The organism is Ensifer sp. YR511, assembly GCF_900103045.1.
GTDB lineage: Bacteria > Pseudomonadota > Alphaproteobacteria > Rhizobiales > Rhizobiaceae > Ensifer > Ensifer adhaerens.
This window is the reverse complement of the sequence record NZ_FNGR01000014.1, coordinates 40712-55878: the sequence shown is the minus strand read 5'-3', so window position 1 is coordinate 55878 and position 15167 is coordinate 40712. Positions and strand designations below refer to the sequence as shown.

Below are 15167 nucleotides of genomic sequence, written 5' to 3'. Positions count from 1 at the left end.
GGATATCCCGATGCGACCGGCTGCCTGACGAAGGCCCTTGTTGCGCGACCAGACGGAGAAGATTGCATGCGCGGCAAGCGTCACCAGAATGCGGCGAAGAACGGCAAGGGTCGCTCGGGTTCGGAACCGGTCGAGGCCCGCCAGGAGGCCGGCAAGGCGACGCTCGAAGGGCGCAGCTTCCTTTATGTCGGTGGCCGTGATTGCCAGGTGGCGCACTTGCGCGAAATCGCCAGCTCCTTCGGCGCCGAGTTGCTGCACCACGACGGTGGCCTGCGTGAGGCCGTTTCGCGTATCGACCGCGTGCTGCCGTCTGTCGACTGCGTCTTCTGCCCGATCGACTGCATCAGCCATGACGCATGTCTTCGCGTGAAGACCGGCTGCAAGAAGTGGGGCAAGGCCTTCGTGCCGCTGCGCAACGGCTCGAAGTCGAGCCTGGAACGCGCGCTCCAGGACCTGACCACCAGCCGCAACGAGCGGTAATCCTCTGAAAGACAAGACGAGAATTTGCAATGAACGAAGAACGTCCCGACCTCGCCATGATGATCGGCTTGCACAAGCTGGCGGCCCAGCAGGGCGACGGCCTGGTGCCCGAGCTCTACGAGATCCTGACGCGACGGGCGCGCATGGTGGAAGAGAATACCAATGTCGCCGAGTTCCCCACCTGGCAGGCGCGCCCGCCGGTGCGCGACCCGTTCGGGCTTGCGGAGCCAAAGGAAGGAACTATCCTCGCCTTTCCACGGGCCACAAGCGATGCCGCCCTCAAGAAGGAAAGTGCCTAGCAATTCCAGGAAAAGTGCGAAGCGGTTTTCCGTGCGGGGTTGCGTCCGTTTAAAGATTCAGGTCGTTTCGCCGTATCGGCAAAAGGACCTAGGAGACCAAGATGTTTGTTGCCATGAACCGTTTTCGTATCGCCATCGGCCACGAGGAGGCTTTCGAAGCGGTGTGGAAGGGGCGCGATTCCAGCCTTTCGGAAATGCCCGGCTTCGTTTCCTTCCATCTGCTGCGCGGCGACAGCGTGCCGGAGGAGGGCTACACGCTCTTCGTCTCGAACTCGGTCTGGAAGGACAAGGATTCGTTTTCAGCCTGGACCAAGTCGGAGAATTTTCGCGCGGCCCACAAGAACGCCGGTGAGAACAGGGCGATGTATCTCGGTCCGCCGAAGTTCGAGGGTTTTTCGGCCGTTGAAGGCGCCTGATCCGCGCGCCGGCGCGGATATATGATCCTGATTTTGCGTGTTATTCGCCTCCCGGATGGACCTCTCCGGGAGGCGAATTGTTTTGGGGTCAGGCCGTCTTCTTCTGCAGGAAGGCGCCGAGCGAAACGGCGAGCCACCCCGCCATAATCGTCGTGCCACCGAGCGGAGCGGACATTGGGAAGAGGCCGTGGCCTGCAACATGGCGCATGGCGAGATCGGCCGAAAACAGCGCCGTGCCAGCCGCGATCAGGAGCGCGGCAACGGCCGCCGTTCGAAAGTGCGGCCAGGCGGCGTAGAGCGCCACCAATGCCGGGGCGTGGGCGAGGCAAATCGCCGAAATGCCGGCAAGCAGCCTCGGGTCGTCGCCATGCGAAGCGGCGGCCGCGCTGACGACGCCGGTCAGGCCCATCAAACCGGCAACAAATAGCGTCGTGGCGCGAAATCCGCTGTGCGACATGGTCATTCCTTGTTCTGCATGTGAAGGGCGAGGCGGGTGATCGGGTCGAGAATGATCTGCCGGAGCTTGGGATGGTCGATCGTTTCCTCAAGCGCGCGGGTAAAGCAAAGCAGCCACTCGTCCCGTTCCTCGGGCCCGATCTCGGCGACGAAATGGCGACGGCGCAGCATCGGATGGCCGCGCTTTTCGACATAGATGGGCGGCCCGCCGAGCCAGCCGGTCAGGTACTCGTAAAACTTCTCTTCGCTTCCGGAAAGATCGGGCGGATGCACGGCACGGCAGCGCGCCGCTTCCGGCAACGTGTCCATCAGCTCATAAAAACGGCGCGTCAGGGCGCGGACCGTCGGGTCGCCGCCGATGGCTTCATAGAGGGTCGTGGTTTCCGGTTCCGCCATGCTCTGCGTCCTTCGTTCGTTCGGTCCTAGCGCGCTGCGACCGGGCGGACAACGGTTTTCAGAACGCGGAATTTGCGGCGTTTCATCGCGGTCAAACAACACTTCTCTTGACAAACCGTCCAGACGGTATCTTTATGGCGCATGACCGAAGCCCATCGTCGCAAGAAACAGCCGGAACAGGTGCGCCAGCAATTGCTGGAGGTTGCCGCACGCCTTTCGCACGAGCAGGGGGTGGCTGGCATCACGCTCGATGCCGTGTCGCAGGCAGCCGGGGTCAGCAAGGGCGGGCTGCTGCACCATTTCCCGAACAAGCTCGCGCTGCTCGACGGGCTGTTCGACGACCTGGTGACACGGTTCGATCGCGAGATCGAGGCGGCGATGGCGCGCGATCCGGTGGCGAAGGGGCGCTTCACCCGCGCCTATATCGATGTCTGCTTCGCGCTCGATCCGGCAACAGACGTGCCGGGCTGGCGCATGCTGACGATCGCGCTGATTGCCGAGCCGCATCTGAAGAGCCGTTGGCGTGACTGGGTCAGCCGACGAACGGCGGAGTTCGCGGAGACGGACGCCTCGACGGGCTGCGTGCTTGCGCGTTTTGCCTGCGACGGCGTCTGGCTCGCGGATCTGATGCAGAGCCACGATCTCGATGCCGAGGCGCGGGTCGGCCTGGTTGAAAATCTCAAGGCGCTTTCGGCGCAATAGATCACTTCATCGTTTTCTCGAAACACTGAAGTGATCTAAGTCTTTGAAATCACGCAGTTCCGGACGGAAAACCGCTTTGCACTTTTCCTGGAACTGCTCTGGTCCGGAATGGAGTCCCCGATGAACCCCGCCATGCTCTATACCGTCCTGGTTGCAGCCATCGTCTTCGAAGTGCTCGGCACCTCGGCGATGCAGGCCGCACAGCATTTCACCCGGCTGGGGCCGACGGTGATGATGGTGGTCTGCTATGCGATCGCCTTCTTCTTCCTGTCCTATACGCTGCGCTTCATCCCCGTCGGCATCGCCTATGCGGTGTGGAGCGGGCTCGGCATCGTGCTCATTTCGCTCGTCGGTTACTTCGCCTTCGGGCAGAAGCTCGATCTGGCGGCGATCCTCGGACTGGGGCTGATCATAGCAGGCGTGGTGGTCCTCAATCTCTTTTCCAAGTCGACCTTCCACTGAAGCGGTCGGCAGCGCCTGTCCTCAAGCGCCCTGCGGTGGCGCGGTCGATTCCCTGAGGATCAGTTCCACCGGCCAGAGTTCGTGAACCTCTTCGGTCGGCCGGCCTGAGAGAAGCTGCAGCACGAGGTCGGCCGAGCGCGCGCCCGCCGCACGCATCGAAGAGCGTGTCGCCGAAAGCGACGGCACCATGTTGTCGGCCGTGAGGTAAGGGAAAACGTCGTCATGGGCGATGACCGAGACCTCGCGGCCGATCTCCAGGCCCATGGACCGTGCTGCCCGGTAGATGCCGAGCGCTGTCATCATCGAGCCGGCAACGAAGGCGGTCGGGCGGGGCGTCTGCTCCAGGAACGAGCGCGCGAAGCGGAAGCCGAGTTCGTCGGTAAAGTTGCCATGGGCGACGAGGCGCGGATCGAAGGCGATGCCGCGCGCCTGCAGCGCGTCGCGGTACCCCTTATCGCGGTGAAGCGAGAAAGTGCGGCCTTGCCGGCCGTTGATCATGGCGATGCGGCGATGGCCGAGATCGATGAGATGCGAGGTCGCGCGGCGGATCGCGCCTTCGTTGTCGATGTCGAGCCAGGCGTGCGGCACGTCGATATCGGAGCGCCCGTGCACGAGGAAGGGCATGCCGAGCTTGTGGAGGAGGGCGATGCGCTCGTCGTTCGGTTCGGGCGAGTGCACGATCACGGCGTCGACGCGGCCGCTGACGGCGAGCCGGCTATAGAGCTGGATTTCGCCCGTGGGGTTCTTGTCGTCCATTGGGCTGACGAGAATGTCGATATCCTCGGTGCCGAGCCGTTCGGCCAGGCCGCCCATGAATTCGGAAAAATGGAACTCGCCGGAGCGGCCCATGACCACGCCGATCGCGCCGGCCCGACCGGTGGCGAGCCGCACCGCATTGATGTTCGGACGATAGCCAAGGCGGGTTGCCTCTTCGGCCACGCGCTTGCGCGTCTTTTCGCTGACTTCGGGATAACCGCTCAGCGCCCGGCTGACCGTCGTCGGCGAAAGCCCCAGTTGTTGTGCGAACTCCCTCAGCTTCATTCGAAATGCGTTTCCTCAAGCCTAGCCCGGTCCCAGAAATATACAGCTTCGCTGCCCGTAACAATCGGTTTGTCGGGGACGCCAGGTTCTACAGACCGGGTATGGATTTTACCAAACCGTTTTAAATTAATACGGTTCCCCTTTGATTTTATGGGGTTCTGTGAGGGGCGGTCGATTTTTTTCTCCCATTGCTATTTGTTTGAAAAATAACGATTATTTGTAATAATCCACGCCAAATGGACTTTTCGAAGTGTGTGGATTGACAGTTTTTCCGTCTTCTGCCAACTTTTTCTTATCCAAACCGCTTTCGAATTTGCCGAGGAGCTTTCGTGCGGTGGAGGGGGAACAGGAGGAGTCGACCCAATGACAACCACGCTCAATGTGCTGAGTTTTTGTGCCGCAATCGTTGCAGCCGGGACGGCTGGCGCCGCCGAGCTTTCGCTCGCCGCCAACACGACCGGGAAGAACGTCCATTTCATTCGCGAACAGCTGGACATTTTCGAGAAGCAGACCGGGCACAAGGTGAGCCTGGTCACCATGCCGCCATCGAGCAGCGAGCAGTTCAGCCAGTACCGGCTGTGGCTTGCCGCCGGAAACAAGGATGTCGACGTCTACCAGACCGATGTCGTCTGGGCGCCGCAACTGGCCGACCAGTTCGTCGATCTGACGGAGGCGGCAAAGGACGTTGTTGGCCAGCACTTCCCGTCGATCATCGCTTCGCAGACGGTGAACGGTCGCCTCGTGGCCTTGCCGGTTTTCACCGATGCACCGGCACTGTTCTATCGCAAGGACCTGCTCGAAAAATACGGCAAGACGCCGCCGAAGACCTGGGACGAGCTGGCTGCGACCGCCAAGGAAATCCAGGAGAAGGAGCGGGCCGCCGGCCAAGCCGATCTCTGGGGCTATGTCTTCCAGGGCAATGCCTATGAGGGCCTGACCTGCAACGCACTCGAATGGGTCAAGTCGTCGGGCGGTGGCCAGATCGTCGAGCCCGACGGCACGATCTCGATCAACAACGAGAAGGCGGCCGCCGCAATCGACCGGATCAAGGGATGGGTCGGCACGATCTCGCCGCAGGGCGTGCTTGCCTATCAGGAGGAGGAATCGCGCGGGGTCTGGCAGACCGGCAATTCCGTCTTCATGCGCAACTGGCCCTATGCCTATGCGCTCGGCAATGGCGATGACAGCGCGGTGAAGGGCAAGTTTGCCGTCGCGCCGCTGCCGACGGCCACCGATGGTGACCAGCCGTCTTCGACGCTCGGCGGCTGGAACGTCGCCGTCTCCAAATATTCCGACGACCAGGAGGCGGCGATTGCGCTCGCCAAGTTCCTGTCGTCCGCCGAGGTGCAGAAGCGCCGGGCGATCGAGCTTTCGAACCTGCCGACGGTTGCCGCACTCTACGACGATGCGGAGGTCGCCAAGGCCCAGCCGTTCATGCCGGCCTGGAAGCCGATCTTCGAAAGCGCGGTGCCGCGCCCGTCGGCCGTCACCAAGGTCAAATACAACGAGGTTTCCGCCAAGTTCTGGAACGCGGTGCACAACTCGCTTTCCGGCAACGGCACGGCAGCGGAAAATCTTGAACTGCTCGAAGTCGAACTCACCGAGATGAAGGGCGACAACTGGTGATCCTCCCGGGGGCGAGGGGAGTGCTTGTCAAGCCTCCCTTCGCTCCACCGAGCCACCGCCTTTTCTCTCCGATCAACCGCTCGGCCGTGCGCCGAATGGCAAGGGTGAGTACAGACATGACCGACATTTCCGTCGCAGACCCGCCTTCCGCCCTTGGGCAGCAGGCCCGGATCCGCTCCGATCTCAACGCCGAGCGCATCCGCTCCGCCTGGATCTTTCTCGCACCGACGCTTCTGGTGCTGGCACTCGTCGCCGGCTGGCCGCTCATTCGCACAGTCTATTTCAGCTTCACCAATGCGTCGCTGACCAACCTCGAAGGCGCCGAGTTCGTCGGCTTCAAGAACTACCTTTCCTGGATCACGCTGAAGAGCGGGCGCACCGTCTATAACGGCCTGCTTGCCGATCCGGCCTGGTGGAACGCCGTCTGGAACACGCTGAAGTTCTCGGCCGTTTCCGTCACCATCGAGACGGTGCTCGGCCTGATCGTCGCGCTGGTCCTGAATGCGAATTTCCCGGGCCGCGGGCTGGTGCGCGCCGCAATCCTGATTCCCTGGGCGATCCCGACGATCGTGTCCGCCAAGATGTGGGCCTGGATGCTCAACGACCAGTTCGGCATCCTGAACGATCTTTTGCTCGGCCTCGGCCTCATCAGCCAGAAGGTCGCCTGGACCGCCAATCCGGAGACCGCGATGGTCGCCGTTTTGATCGTCGACGTCTGGAAGACGACGCCGTTCATGGCGCTCCTGATGCTGGCCGGCCTGCAGATGGTACCGTCGGATATCTATGAGGCGGCCAAGATCGATGGCGTGCATCCGCTCAAGGTCTTCTGGCGGTTGACGTTGCCCTTGATCCGGCCGGCGCTGATGGTGGCGGTGATCTTCCGCATGCTCGATGCGCTGCGCATCTTCGATCTCATCTATGTGCTGACGCCCAACAACGCGAAGACCAAGACGATGTCGGTGCTCGCGCGCGAAAACCTGTTCGACTTCGACAAGTTCGCCTATGGCGCCGCGGCCTCGACGATGCTGTTCCTGATCATCGCGGCGATCACCGTCGCCTACATGTGGTTCGGCCGCGTCAATCTCGAAGGAGAGCGCTGATGGTTGCCACCCTTGCCAAGCGCACGGCGTTCTACGCCCTCGTTGCCGCCATCATCGTCATGGCCGTCTTCCCGTTCTACTATGCGGTGCTGACGAGCTTTAAATCCGGGACGGCGCTGTTCCGGGTCGACTATTGGCCGACCGAGATCTCCTTCGACAACTACGCGGGCATCGTCACCAGCAGCGGCTTCCTGCGCAATCTCGCCAATTCGCTGCTGGTCGCAACGATCGTCGTTGCCGTGTCGTTGCTCCTGGCCGTCACCGCTGCCTATGCGTTGGCGCGAGTGCGGTTCCGCGGTCGCGGGCTCCTGCTTCTGACGATCCTGTCGGTGTCGATGTTTCCGCAGATCGCGGTGCTTGCCGGCCTCTTTGAACTCATCCGCTCGGTCGGCATCTTCAACACGCCCCTGGCGCTGATCTTTTCCTACATGATCTTCACCTTGCCGTTCACGGTCTGGGTGCTCACCACCTTCATGCGCGATCTGCCGGTGGAGATCGAGGAAGCGGCGATCGTCGATGGCGCCACACCCTGGGTGATCATCACCCGCGTGTTCATGCCGCTGATGTGGCCGGCGCTGGTGACGACGGGGCTGCTCGCCTTCATCGCCGCCTGGAACGAGTTCCTGTTCGCGCTGACCTTCACCTCATCGGACAGCCAGCGCACGGTGCCGGTCGCGATCGCGCTGCTCTCGGGAAACAGCCAGTACGAAATTCCGTGGGGCAACATCATGGCCGCATCGATCATCGTCACCGTGCCACTGGTTGTTCTCGTGCTGATCTTTCAGCGGCGGATCATCTCCGGGCTCACCGCCGGTGGCGTCAAAGGATAAGGGGAGAAAATATGGCAGAGCTTCAATTGCGCAACATCCGCAAGTCCTTCGGCGCCTTCGAGGTGATCAAGGGCGTCAGCATGGATATCCGGGCCGGCGAATTCATGGTCTTTGTCGGGCCCTCCGGCTGCGGCAAGTCCACGCTGCTGCGGCTGATCGCCGGGCTCGAAGACATCTCATCGGGCACGCTGTCCTTCGACGGCCAGGTGGTCAACCAGTTGACGCCGTCGAAGCGCGGCATCGCGATGGTGTTCCAGTCCTATGCGCTTTACCCGCATATGACGGTATTCGAGAACATGTCCTTCGGCATGCAGCTTGCCGGCAAGGACAAGGAGCAGTGCAAGAAGCGCGTCGAGGCGGCAGCCGAGATGCTGCAGCTGACGCCCTATCTGCAGCGGCTGCCGCGGCAGCTCTCCGGCGGCCAGCGCCAGCGCGTGGCGATCGGCCGGGCTATCGTGCGTGATCCCAAGGTCTTTCTCTTCGACGAGCCGCTCTCCAATCTCGATGCGGCGCTGCGCGTTGCGACCCGCATCGAGATCGCCAAGCTGCATCGCAGCATGCACAAGACGACGATGATCTATGTCACCCACGATCAGGTCGAGGCGATGACACTGGCCGATCGGATTTGCGTGCTACGGGATGGCCGGGTCGAACAGATCGGCACGCCGCTCGAACTCTATGAAAGCCCGAACTCCGTCTTCGTCGCCGGCTTTATCGGTTCGCCGAAGATGAATTTTCTGTCCGGCGCACTGGCTGCGCCCTACGATGCCCATACGATCGGCATCCGAGCGGAGCATCTGGAGATCAAGGCGAGTGGGGGTCAATGGTCGGGAACGGTGGTGCATTCCGAAATGCTGGGGTCCGACAGCTACATTTATCTCGATATCGGCGCTGGCGAACCGGTCATCGTCCGGGAAGGTGGCACCTCGCATCACCGGCCGGGTGAGACAATTCACATCGCGCCGCTCGGCGGCAACATCCACCGCTTCGATGCATCGGGGCAGGCTCTCGGCCGCGCACCCATGAAAGGGGCTGCCTGACCAGACCTCGATCAAGCTGAAGACACCCAGAGCTTCGGGGTCGCCAATTCCTGGCGGCCCCATCTATCGTAAGACGACAGGCCCGTAACGGGCGAACACGCAAGGAGAATGGCCGTGCCTATCAGAACAGTTGTTTGGGGCGAGAATATTCACGAGCAGACCAACGAAATCGTCCGCAGCATCTATCCAAACGGGATGCACAACACGATCGCGGCGGCGCTGAATACGGAAGCTGCGATCGAGGCGACGACGGCGACGCTGCAGGAGCCGGAACATGGCCTGAGCGTCGAGCGCCTTGCCAACACCGATGTGCTTCTCTGGTGGGGCCACAAGGACCACGGCGCCGTCAGCGACGAGATCGTCGAGCGCGTTGCCAAGCGCGTCTGGGAGGGCATGGGCCTGATCGTGCTGCACTCCGGCCACTTCTCCAAGATCTTCAAGCGGCTGATGGGCACGCCCTGCGCGCTGAAATGGCGCGAAGCAGGCGAGCGTGAGCGCGTCTGGGCGATCAATCCGCGTCACCCGATCGCCGAAGGCATCGAGGAGAACTTCGTGCTCGAGAACGAGGAAATGTACGGTGAGCAGTTCTCGGTGCCGGAGCCGCTCGAAACCGTCTTCATCTCGTGGTTTGCCGGCGGGGAAGTGTTCCGCTCGGGGCTGACCTGGCGCCGCGGTGCCGGCAACATCTTCTATTTCCGTCCCGGCCACGAAACCTACCCGACCTATCACGACGCCAATGTCCAGAAGGTGCTGCGCAATTCGGTGAAGTGGGCCTACAACGCCGACAACCGCTACACGGCGATCCACGACGCACCAAACGTACCGGTCGAAAAGGCGCTGGAACCGATCGTCGAGCGCGGCCCCAGGCTGCACCAGGCCGGCGAAGCAGGATACAGGTGAGCATCATGCGTCTTCTCATTGTAGGAACCGGCGGCATGGCAAACAGCCATGCCCAGGCCTTTGCCAAGATCGAAGGCGTCGAGATGGTCGGCGCTGTCGATGTCGATCCCGCCCGGGCCAAGGCTTTTGCCGACAAGCACGGCATTGCCGCGACCTTCACCTCGCTCGACGAGGCGATCGCCTGGGGCAAGTTCGATGCGGCGACGAACGTGACGCCCGACAAGGCGCATCACCCGACGACGCTGGCGCTCATTGCCGCTGGCAAGCATGTGCTGTGCGAAAAGCCGCTCGCCGAGAATTATGCCAAGGCGGCAGAGATGGCGGAAGCGGCCGAGCGTTCCGGCCTTGTGACCATGGTCAACCTCACCTACCGCAACGTCGCGCCGCTGCAGAAGGCACGCGCAATGGTGCTTGCCGGCGAGGTCGGCAAGCTGCGCCACCTCGAAGCGTCCTATCTGCAGAGCTGGCTCGTTTCCAAGGCCTGGGGCGACTGGGCGACGGAATCGCAATGGCTGTGGCGGCTCTCGACGAAGCACGGCTCGAACGGCGTGCTCGGCGATGTCGGCATCCACATTCTCGACTTTGCCGGCTATGGCGCGGGCACGGACGCCGCCCGGGTCTTCGCGCGGCTGAAGACCTTCGACAAGGCGCCTGATAACCGCATCGGCGAGTATGATCTCGACGCCAATGACAGCTTCGTCATGACGGCCGAGTTCGGCAACGGCGCCATGGGCGTCGTCCATGCCAGCCGCTGGGCGACCGGGCATCTGAACGAACTCCGGCTGAGGCTACACGGCGACAAGGGTGCCCTCGAAGTGGTGCACACGCCCGATGGATCGACGCTGCGTGCCTGCCTCGGGGCGGACGTCGAAACCGCGACCTGGCGCGATGTCGATGCGGGCACCGTCGCGACGAACTACGAGCGCTTCGTGGCCGCCGTCCGTAAGGGCAAGACGGAGGAGCCCGGGTTCCGCCATGCGGCGAACCTGCAGAAAGTGCTCGACCTCGCGACGGTGACGGAAGCCGAGCGGCGCGAGCTGCCCGTCTAACGAGAGTGACGGTCGGGGGTGTTGCTTTTCGCGGCTCCCCCGCTTTCCGGCGGTGTCCAAGGGGTCACTGCCGAGCCGACGGTGTTTTCCATCGATTGGCCGAGACGCCGCAGCTGCCCGTCGTAGTTCCTGCGGGTGTTGGGATCGAAGATCATGATCGGCGTCGAAACCGCCAGGCTCGCGGCATTGCCGACCGTCTGCGTGGCGCCGAGCGTGACGGCGCCGATGCGTTCGCCGAGACCGACATCGGAATCGGTCACGGTCTGGCCGGCGATCAGCCGGTTGCCAAGCAGGCGCACGACTTCGGGGCTTTCGGCGAACTTCCCGTGGTTGAGCTTGTCGCCGCCCTTCAGCGCTGTCAGATCGATGACGCTGATGCCGGCCTGTTCCAGTTGCGTGCGATAGGGCTCGGCGGTCGGGTCAATCTGGCCGAGGCGGTCGACATTGCCGGAGATACGCCTCGACAAGGTCAGCGCCCGGTCGTCGCGCGATACGAACAGCGTGAACTTCGGGCGCTTCGTACCCATGGCGCGGATCTGCTGGCCGAAGACGTCGACGTCGAGGTCGGGCGACGCGAGGATGACGTCGGTGATCTTGGGCGCGATGCGTCCGTCGCGGATCGCCATCTGGCGCAGTGCCTCGACCGTCACCCACGACCCCATGGAATGGGCCATGACGGTGATTTCGCCGACAGCAGGATTGCTTGAGGCACGCCGCAGCAGTTCCTCCAGCGCGTCGCGCGAATAGTTGGTGCTTTCCTTGTCGTAATTGTAGTCGAATATGCTGGCGCGCGAGGGCCAGGTGAAGATGACGGGCGCGACATCGGTGCCGCTGTCGTGCACGATCTGGGCAAAACGATAAACGGCGTCTTCGTAGCGGTTGTTGAAGCCGTGAACGAAGATCAGTACGCGCCGGGTTTTCGGCAGATGACCTTTCACCCAGTTCTGCACGTCGTTGCCCTGATTGAGCGGCGTGACGCTGACGGTGGAGAAATCCCGCTCCGGATTGGCGGGAAGCTTCGTCGGCCATTGCACCTGGCCGACCTTGCGGTTCTTTTCCGGCGGAATGGAGACGGCAATTTCCGTCAGCGAAAGCTCGGCTGAGCGTTCGCCGCTAAAAAGCACGCCCGGCTCGGTGGAGGGGGCACGGGTGGTTGCGACCAGCAGATCGACCTTGGAGGCGCCACCCGTCGTGCCCGAAGGGACGAGCACGCCCACGGGGCGTCCGGCGCAGGCCGCAAGGGTGGCCACCAGGAGAAGCGTCGCAGCGATGCGGCCCCAGGGCCTCTCCGAGCCCGCAAGAGAAAACGAACGCACCACCAACCTCCCTGTGCCGCATCATGCAGCATGTCGGCCCGATCCGTGGGCCCAAGCCATTCTCCTTGCATGAGAAACGCTGTGTTTTCATCCCTTGGCTGGGGTTCGAAGCCCTGCGGCACCGTGTTTGCCAGCGGCTATGCGGCAATCATGCAACATTTCGCTACAGGCAGGCCTGGGTAAAACCCCCTGATATTCATTGAAAAGGCTTTGGGCTTTCACTAGCATCGCTTCGACTTTCCCCTGGACGCGACCCGAACGGCCCGTCCGATCTCCCTGAAATGATAAGGAAATTCAGGAATGCAGGCGGTTTTCGATGGCCATAACGACGTGCTTCTGCGTCTGTGGCAGAACGCCCGGAAGGGCCAGGACCCGGTACGCGAATTCGTCGACGGCATCGACCAGGGCCATATTGATGCGCCGCGCGCCAAGGCGGGCGGTCTCGTTGGTGGCCTCTCGGCAATCTACGTGCCCTCGGGAGATCTCGTCCTGCAGCCGCCGAACGAGAACGGTCACTACGAAACACCGCTTTCGGCACCGCTCGAGCACCTGCCGTCGCTGGCGATCGCCATGGAGCTCGCCGATATCGCCGTCCGCCTCGACCGGGCAGGGGCGTGGAAGCTCTGCCGGTCGACCGCCGAAATCCGTAGAGCGGTCGAGGCCGGCGTCTTCGCCTCGGTCCTCCACATGGAAGGCTGCGAAGCGATCGGCGCCGATCTTTCCGCGCTCGAAACGTTCTATGCCGCTGGCCTGCGTTCGCTCGGGCCGGTCTGGAGCCGCCACAACGTCTTCGGTCATGGCGTACCGTTCTCCTATCCGATGTCTCCGGACACCGCACCCGGACTGACGGACGCCGGCTTCGAGCTCGTGCGGACCTGCAACCGTCTGGGCATTCTGATCGATCTTGCACACATCACCGAGAAGGGCTTCTGGGACGTGGCGAAGACCACCGACCAGCCGCTGGTCGCCAGCCATTCGAATGCGCATGCGCTGACCCCGGTCGCGCGCAACCTGACCGACAAGCAGCTCGACGCCGTCCGCGAAAGCAAGGGCCTCGTGGGGCTCAATTATGCGACGACGATGCTGCGCGCCGACGGCCAGGAAAATGCCGCAACGCCGCTTTCCGACATGGTGCGCCATGTCGACTATCTCATCGAGCGCATGGGCATCGACTGCGTCGCACTCGGGTCGGATTTCGACGGGGCAACGATCCCCGAGGAGATTGCTGATGCGGCCGGTAGTCAGGCGCTCGTTGCGGCGCTCAGAAGCGCCGGATATGGTGATGCCGAACTGGCAAAGATATGCCGGGAGAACTGGTGGAGAGTTCTGGGACAGGCTTGGCACGAGGCCGCCTGAACCCATGAAGAAGGGGCCCAAAAGGGCGCAAACGAGGGAACTGCAAACATGATGCACAAGCTCAATGGACGTCTTCGTCTTCTGACGGCTTCTGCGGCGCTGGCCATGGTGATGGCTGCAACCGCACCGGCCTTTGCGGAAACGCCGAAGGACACGCTGGTCGAAGCCTTTGCGATCGACGACGTGATTACCATGGATCCGGGCGAAGCCTTCGAGCTGACCGCGGCCGAAATCACCGGCAACACCTACAGCATGCTGGTGCGCCTCGACATCAACGACACGACCAAGGTCGTCGGCGACCTCGCCGACAGCTGGACCGTGTCCGACGACGGCCTGACCTATACGTTCAAGCTGAAGCCCGGCCTGAAGTTCGCTTCCGGCAATCCGGTGACCGCTGAAGACGTCGCTTGGTCCTTCGAGCGTGCCGTGAAGCTCGACAAGAGCCCGGCCTTCATCCTCACCCAGTTCGGCCTTACGGGCGACAACGTGACGGAAAAGGCCAAGGCAACGGACGCGCAGACCTTTGTCTTCACCGTCGATCAGGCCTATGCGCCGAGCTTCGTCTTGAACTGCCTGACGGCAACCGTGGGCGCCGTGCTCGACAAGAAGCTCGTGCTCGAAAACGTCAAGCCGGTCACGCCGACGGACGAGTACAAGTATGACAACGACTTCGGCAATGAATGGCTGAAGACCGGCTATGCCGGCTCGGGCCCATTCAAGCTGCGCGAATGGCGCGCCAACGAAGTCATCGTTCTCGAGCGCAACGAGAACTACTATGGCGAACAGGCAAAGCTTGCTCGCGTCATCTATCGCCACATGAAGGAAAGCTCGGGCCAGCGCCTGGCGCTGGAAGCGGGCGATATCGACGTGGCACGCAACCTCGAGCCGGGCGATTTCGACGCCGTTTCGAAGAATGCCGAACTCGCCACCACGAACGCGCCGAAGGGCACGGTCTACTACATCAGCCTCAACCAGAAGAATGCGAACCTCGCAAAGCCCGAAGTGCGCGAAGCGTTCAAGTATCTGGTCGACTACGATGCCATCGGCTCGACCCTCATCAAGGGCATCGGCGAGATCCACCAGAGCTTCCTGCCGAAGGGCGTTCTGGGTGCACTCGACGAGAACCCCTACAAGCTCGACGTTGCCAAGGCGAAGGAACTGCTGACCAAGGCCGGCCTTGCCGACGGCTTCACCGTCACCATGGACGTTCGCAACGGCCAGCCGGTCACCGGCATTGCCGAGTCCTTCCAGCAGACGCTGGGCCAGGCCGGCGTGAAGCTCGAAATCATCCCCGGCGACGGCAAGCAGACGCTGACGAAGTATCGTGCCCGTAACCACGACATGTATATCGGTCAGTGGGGCATGGACTATTTCGACCCGAACTCGAACGCCGAAACCTTCACCAGCAACCCTGATAACTCCGACGAAGGCAAGAACAAGACCCTAGCCTGGCGCAATGCCTGGGACGTTCCGGAGCTGACGAAGAAGACCAAGGACGCTCTGCTCGAGCGCGATAGCGCCAAGCGTGCGGAGACCTACAAGGAACTGCAGAAGACGGTGCTGGGCGAAAGCCCGTTCGTCATCATCTTCCAGCAGACCGAAGTCGCCGGCTACCGCGGCAACGTCAAGGGCCTGAAGCTCGGTCCGAGCTTCGACACCAACTTCGTCGCCGGCATCACCAAAGAATAAGCCGTCTCG

At 62.5% G+C, this 15167-nt stretch carries 17 protein-coding genes; 13 read left to right on the top strand and 4 right to left on the bottom strand.

Translation table 11 applies throughout. The annotated features are described in order from the left end of the window. The first annotated feature begins 66 nt into the window (after positions 1–66). The 3 genes from BLU15_RS22365 to BLU15_RS22355 all read left to right on the top strand — a co-directional run bounded on the left by BLU15_RS22365 (position 67) and on the right by BLU15_RS22355 (position 1195). Positions 67–480 carry a DUF2325 domain-containing protein gene (locus tag BLU15_RS22365; protein ID WP_034794019.1) on the top strand — a complete coding sequence of 138 codons (414 nt, stop codon included), beginning with the start codon at positions 67–69 and terminating at the stop codon, positions 478–480. A 29-nt stretch (positions 481–509) separates the two neighbouring features. Beyond that, the gene (locus BLU15_RS22360) at positions 510–779 is read left to right on the top strand and encodes a hypothetical protein (protein ID WP_034794016.1); all 270 of its coding nucleotides are present in this window, start codon (positions 510–512) and stop codon (positions 777–779) included. Positions 780–880: 101 nt separating this feature from the next. Beyond that, positions 881–1195, top strand: a complete 315-nt coding sequence (locus tag BLU15_RS22355) for an antibiotic biosynthesis monooxygenase family protein (protein WP_034794014.1) — start codon at positions 881–883, stop codon at positions 1193–1195. A gap of 88 nt (positions 1196–1283) precedes the next feature. On the opposite strand, the gene BLU15_RS22350 is transcribed toward BLU15_RS22355, so the two are convergent. Further along, positions 1284–1652 carry a DUF423 domain-containing protein gene (locus tag BLU15_RS22350; RefSeq protein ID WP_090298333.1) on the bottom strand — a complete coding sequence of 123 codons (369 nt, stop codon included), beginning with the start codon at positions 1650–1652 and terminating at the stop codon, positions 1284–1286. Positions 1653–1654: 2 nt separating this feature from the next. Next, positions 1655–2047, bottom strand: coding sequence for a globin domain-containing protein (locus tag BLU15_RS22345; protein WP_034794012.1), 393 nt, complete (start codon positions 2045–2047; stop codon positions 1655–1657). 141 nt (positions 2048–2188) lie between these two features. Between BLU15_RS22345 and BLU15_RS22340 the strand changes: the two genes are divergently transcribed. Both BLU15_RS22340 and BLU15_RS22335 read left to right on the top strand, forming a co-directional pair. Then, positions 2189–2749 (top strand): TetR/AcrR family transcriptional regulator, encoded by a 561-nt coding sequence (locus BLU15_RS22340; protein ID WP_090298175.1) that lies wholly within the window; start codon positions 2189–2191, stop codon positions 2747–2749. A gap of 120 nt (positions 2750–2869) precedes the next feature. After that, positions 2870–3211, top strand: coding sequence for a DMT family transporter (locus BLU15_RS22335; RefSeq protein WP_034794243.1), 342 nt, complete (start codon positions 2870–2872; stop codon positions 3209–3211). Between the two features lie 21 nt (positions 3212–3232). Here BLU15_RS22335 and BLU15_RS22330 read toward each other — a convergent pair whose 3' ends face one another. Next, positions 3233–4252, bottom strand: a complete 1020-nt coding sequence (locus tag BLU15_RS22330) for a substrate-binding domain-containing protein (RefSeq protein ID WP_034794009.1) — start codon at positions 4250–4252, stop codon at positions 3233–3235. Between the two features lie 363 nt (positions 4253–4615). Here BLU15_RS22330 and BLU15_RS22325 point away from each other — a divergent pair, with 363 nt between their 5' ends. The 6 genes from BLU15_RS22325 to BLU15_RS22300 all read left to right on the top strand — a co-directional run bounded on the left by BLU15_RS22325 (position 4616) and on the right by BLU15_RS22300 (position 10797). Then, a complete protein-coding gene (locus BLU15_RS22325; RefSeq protein ID WP_051659303.1) occupies positions 4616–5878 on the top strand; it encodes an ABC transporter substrate-binding protein in 1263 nt (420 codons plus the stop codon). Between the two features lie 116 nt (positions 5879–5994). Then, on the top strand, positions 5995–6978 hold the full coding sequence (locus BLU15_RS22320; RefSeq protein ID WP_034794007.1) for a carbohydrate ABC transporter permease: 984 nt from the start codon (positions 5995–5997) through the stop codon (positions 6976–6978). Then, on the top strand, positions 6978–7808 hold the full coding sequence (locus BLU15_RS22315; protein WP_060582429.1) for a carbohydrate ABC transporter permease: 831 nt from the start codon (positions 6978–6980) through the stop codon (positions 7806–7808). The genes BLU15_RS22320 and BLU15_RS22315 overlap by 1 nt, the downstream gene beginning before the upstream one ends. Positions 7809–7819: 11 nt before the next feature. Beyond that, on the top strand, positions 7820–8848 hold the full coding sequence (locus tag BLU15_RS22310; RefSeq protein ID WP_090298172.1) for an ABC transporter ATP-binding protein: 1029 nt from the start codon (positions 7820–7822) through the stop codon (positions 8846–8848). A gap of 108 nt (positions 8849–8956) precedes the next feature. Then, positions 8957–9748, top strand: coding sequence for a ThuA domain-containing protein (locus BLU15_RS22305; RefSeq protein WP_089045619.1), 792 nt, complete (start codon positions 8957–8959; stop codon positions 9746–9748). A gap of 5 nt (positions 9749–9753) precedes the next feature. Beyond that, positions 9754–10797, top strand: coding sequence for a Gfo/Idh/MocA family protein (locus tag BLU15_RS22300; RefSeq protein WP_090298331.1), 1044 nt, complete (start codon positions 9754–9756; stop codon positions 10795–10797). Here BLU15_RS22300 and BLU15_RS22295 read toward each other — a convergent pair. Then, on the bottom strand, positions 10794–12068 hold the full coding sequence (locus BLU15_RS22295) for an alpha/beta hydrolase (RefSeq protein WP_371589992.1): 1275 nt from the start codon (positions 12066–12068) through the stop codon (positions 10794–10796). The genes BLU15_RS22300 and BLU15_RS22295 overlap by 4 nt on opposite strands. A gap of 345 nt (positions 12069–12413) precedes the next feature. Between BLU15_RS22295 and BLU15_RS22290 the strand changes: the two genes are divergently transcribed. Beyond that, positions 12414–13469 (top strand): dipeptidase, encoded by a 1056-nt coding sequence (locus tag BLU15_RS22290; RefSeq protein ID WP_034794001.1) that lies wholly within the window; start codon positions 12414–12416, stop codon positions 13467–13469. A 48-nt stretch (positions 13470–13517) separates the two neighbouring features. Beyond that, positions 13518–15158, top strand: a complete 1641-nt coding sequence (locus tag BLU15_RS22285) for an ABC transporter substrate-binding protein (RefSeq protein WP_090298167.1) — start codon at positions 13518–13520, stop codon at positions 15156–15158. Positions 15159–15167: the final 9 nt, after the last annotated feature.

Bases quoted from the DNA above. Each gene is read 5' to 3' on its own strand.
- BLU15_RS22325 (WP_051659303.1), top strand. From the start codon at position 4,616: ATGACAACCACGCTCAATGTGCTGAGTTTTTGTGCCGCAATCGTTGCA.
- BLU15_RS22355 (WP_034794014.1), top strand. From the start codon at position 881: ATGTTTGTTGCCATGAACCGTTTTCGTATCGCCATCGGCCACGAGGAG.
- BLU15_RS22345 (WP_034794012.1), bottom strand. From the start codon at position 2,047: ATGGCGGAACCGGAAACCACGACCCTCTATGAAGCCATCGGCGGCGAC.
- BLU15_RS22365 (WP_034794019.1), top strand. From the start codon at position 67: ATGCGCGGCAAGCGTCACCAGAATGCGGCGAAGAACGGCAAGGGTCGC.
- BLU15_RS22315 (WP_060582429.1), top strand. From the start codon at position 6,978: ATGGTTGCCACCCTTGCCAAGCGCACGGCGTTCTACGCCCTCGTTGCC.
- BLU15_RS22350 (WP_090298333.1), bottom strand. From the start codon at position 1,652: ATGTCGCACAGCGGATTTCGCGCCACGACGCTATTTGTTGCCGGTTTG.
- BLU15_RS22320 (WP_034794007.1), top strand. From the start codon at position 5,995: ATGACCGACATTTCCGTCGCAGACCCGCCTTCCGCCCTTGGGCAGCAG.
- BLU15_RS22340 (WP_090298175.1), top strand. From the start codon at position 2,189: ATGACCGAAGCCCATCGTCGCAAGAAACAGCCGGAACAGGTGCGCCAG.
- BLU15_RS22360 (WP_034794016.1), top strand. From the start codon at position 510: ATGAACGAAGAACGTCCCGACCTCGCCATGATGATCGGCTTGCACAAG.
- BLU15_RS22305 (WP_089045619.1), top strand. From the start codon at position 8,957: ATGGCCGTGCCTATCAGAACAGTTGTTTGGGGCGAGAATATTCACGAG.
- BLU15_RS22300 (WP_090298331.1), top strand. From the start codon at position 9,754: ATGCGTCTTCTCATTGTAGGAACCGGCGGCATGGCAAACAGCCATGCC.
- BLU15_RS22310 (WP_090298172.1), top strand. From the start codon at position 7,820: ATGGCAGAGCTTCAATTGCGCAACATCCGCAAGTCCTTCGGCGCCTTC.
- BLU15_RS22335 (WP_034794243.1), top strand. From the start codon at position 2,870: ATGAACCCCGCCATGCTCTATACCGTCCTGGTTGCAGCCATCGTCTTC.
- BLU15_RS22285 (WP_090298167.1), top strand. From the start codon at position 13,518: ATGATGCACAAGCTCAATGGACGTCTTCGTCTTCTGACGGCTTCTGCG.
- BLU15_RS22290 (WP_034794001.1), top strand. From the start codon at position 12,414: ATGCAGGCGGTTTTCGATGGCCATAACGACGTGCTTCTGCGTCTGTGG.
- BLU15_RS22330 (WP_034794009.1), bottom strand. From the start codon at position 4,252: ATGAAGCTGAGGGAGTTCGCACAACAACTGGGGCTTTCGCCGACGACG.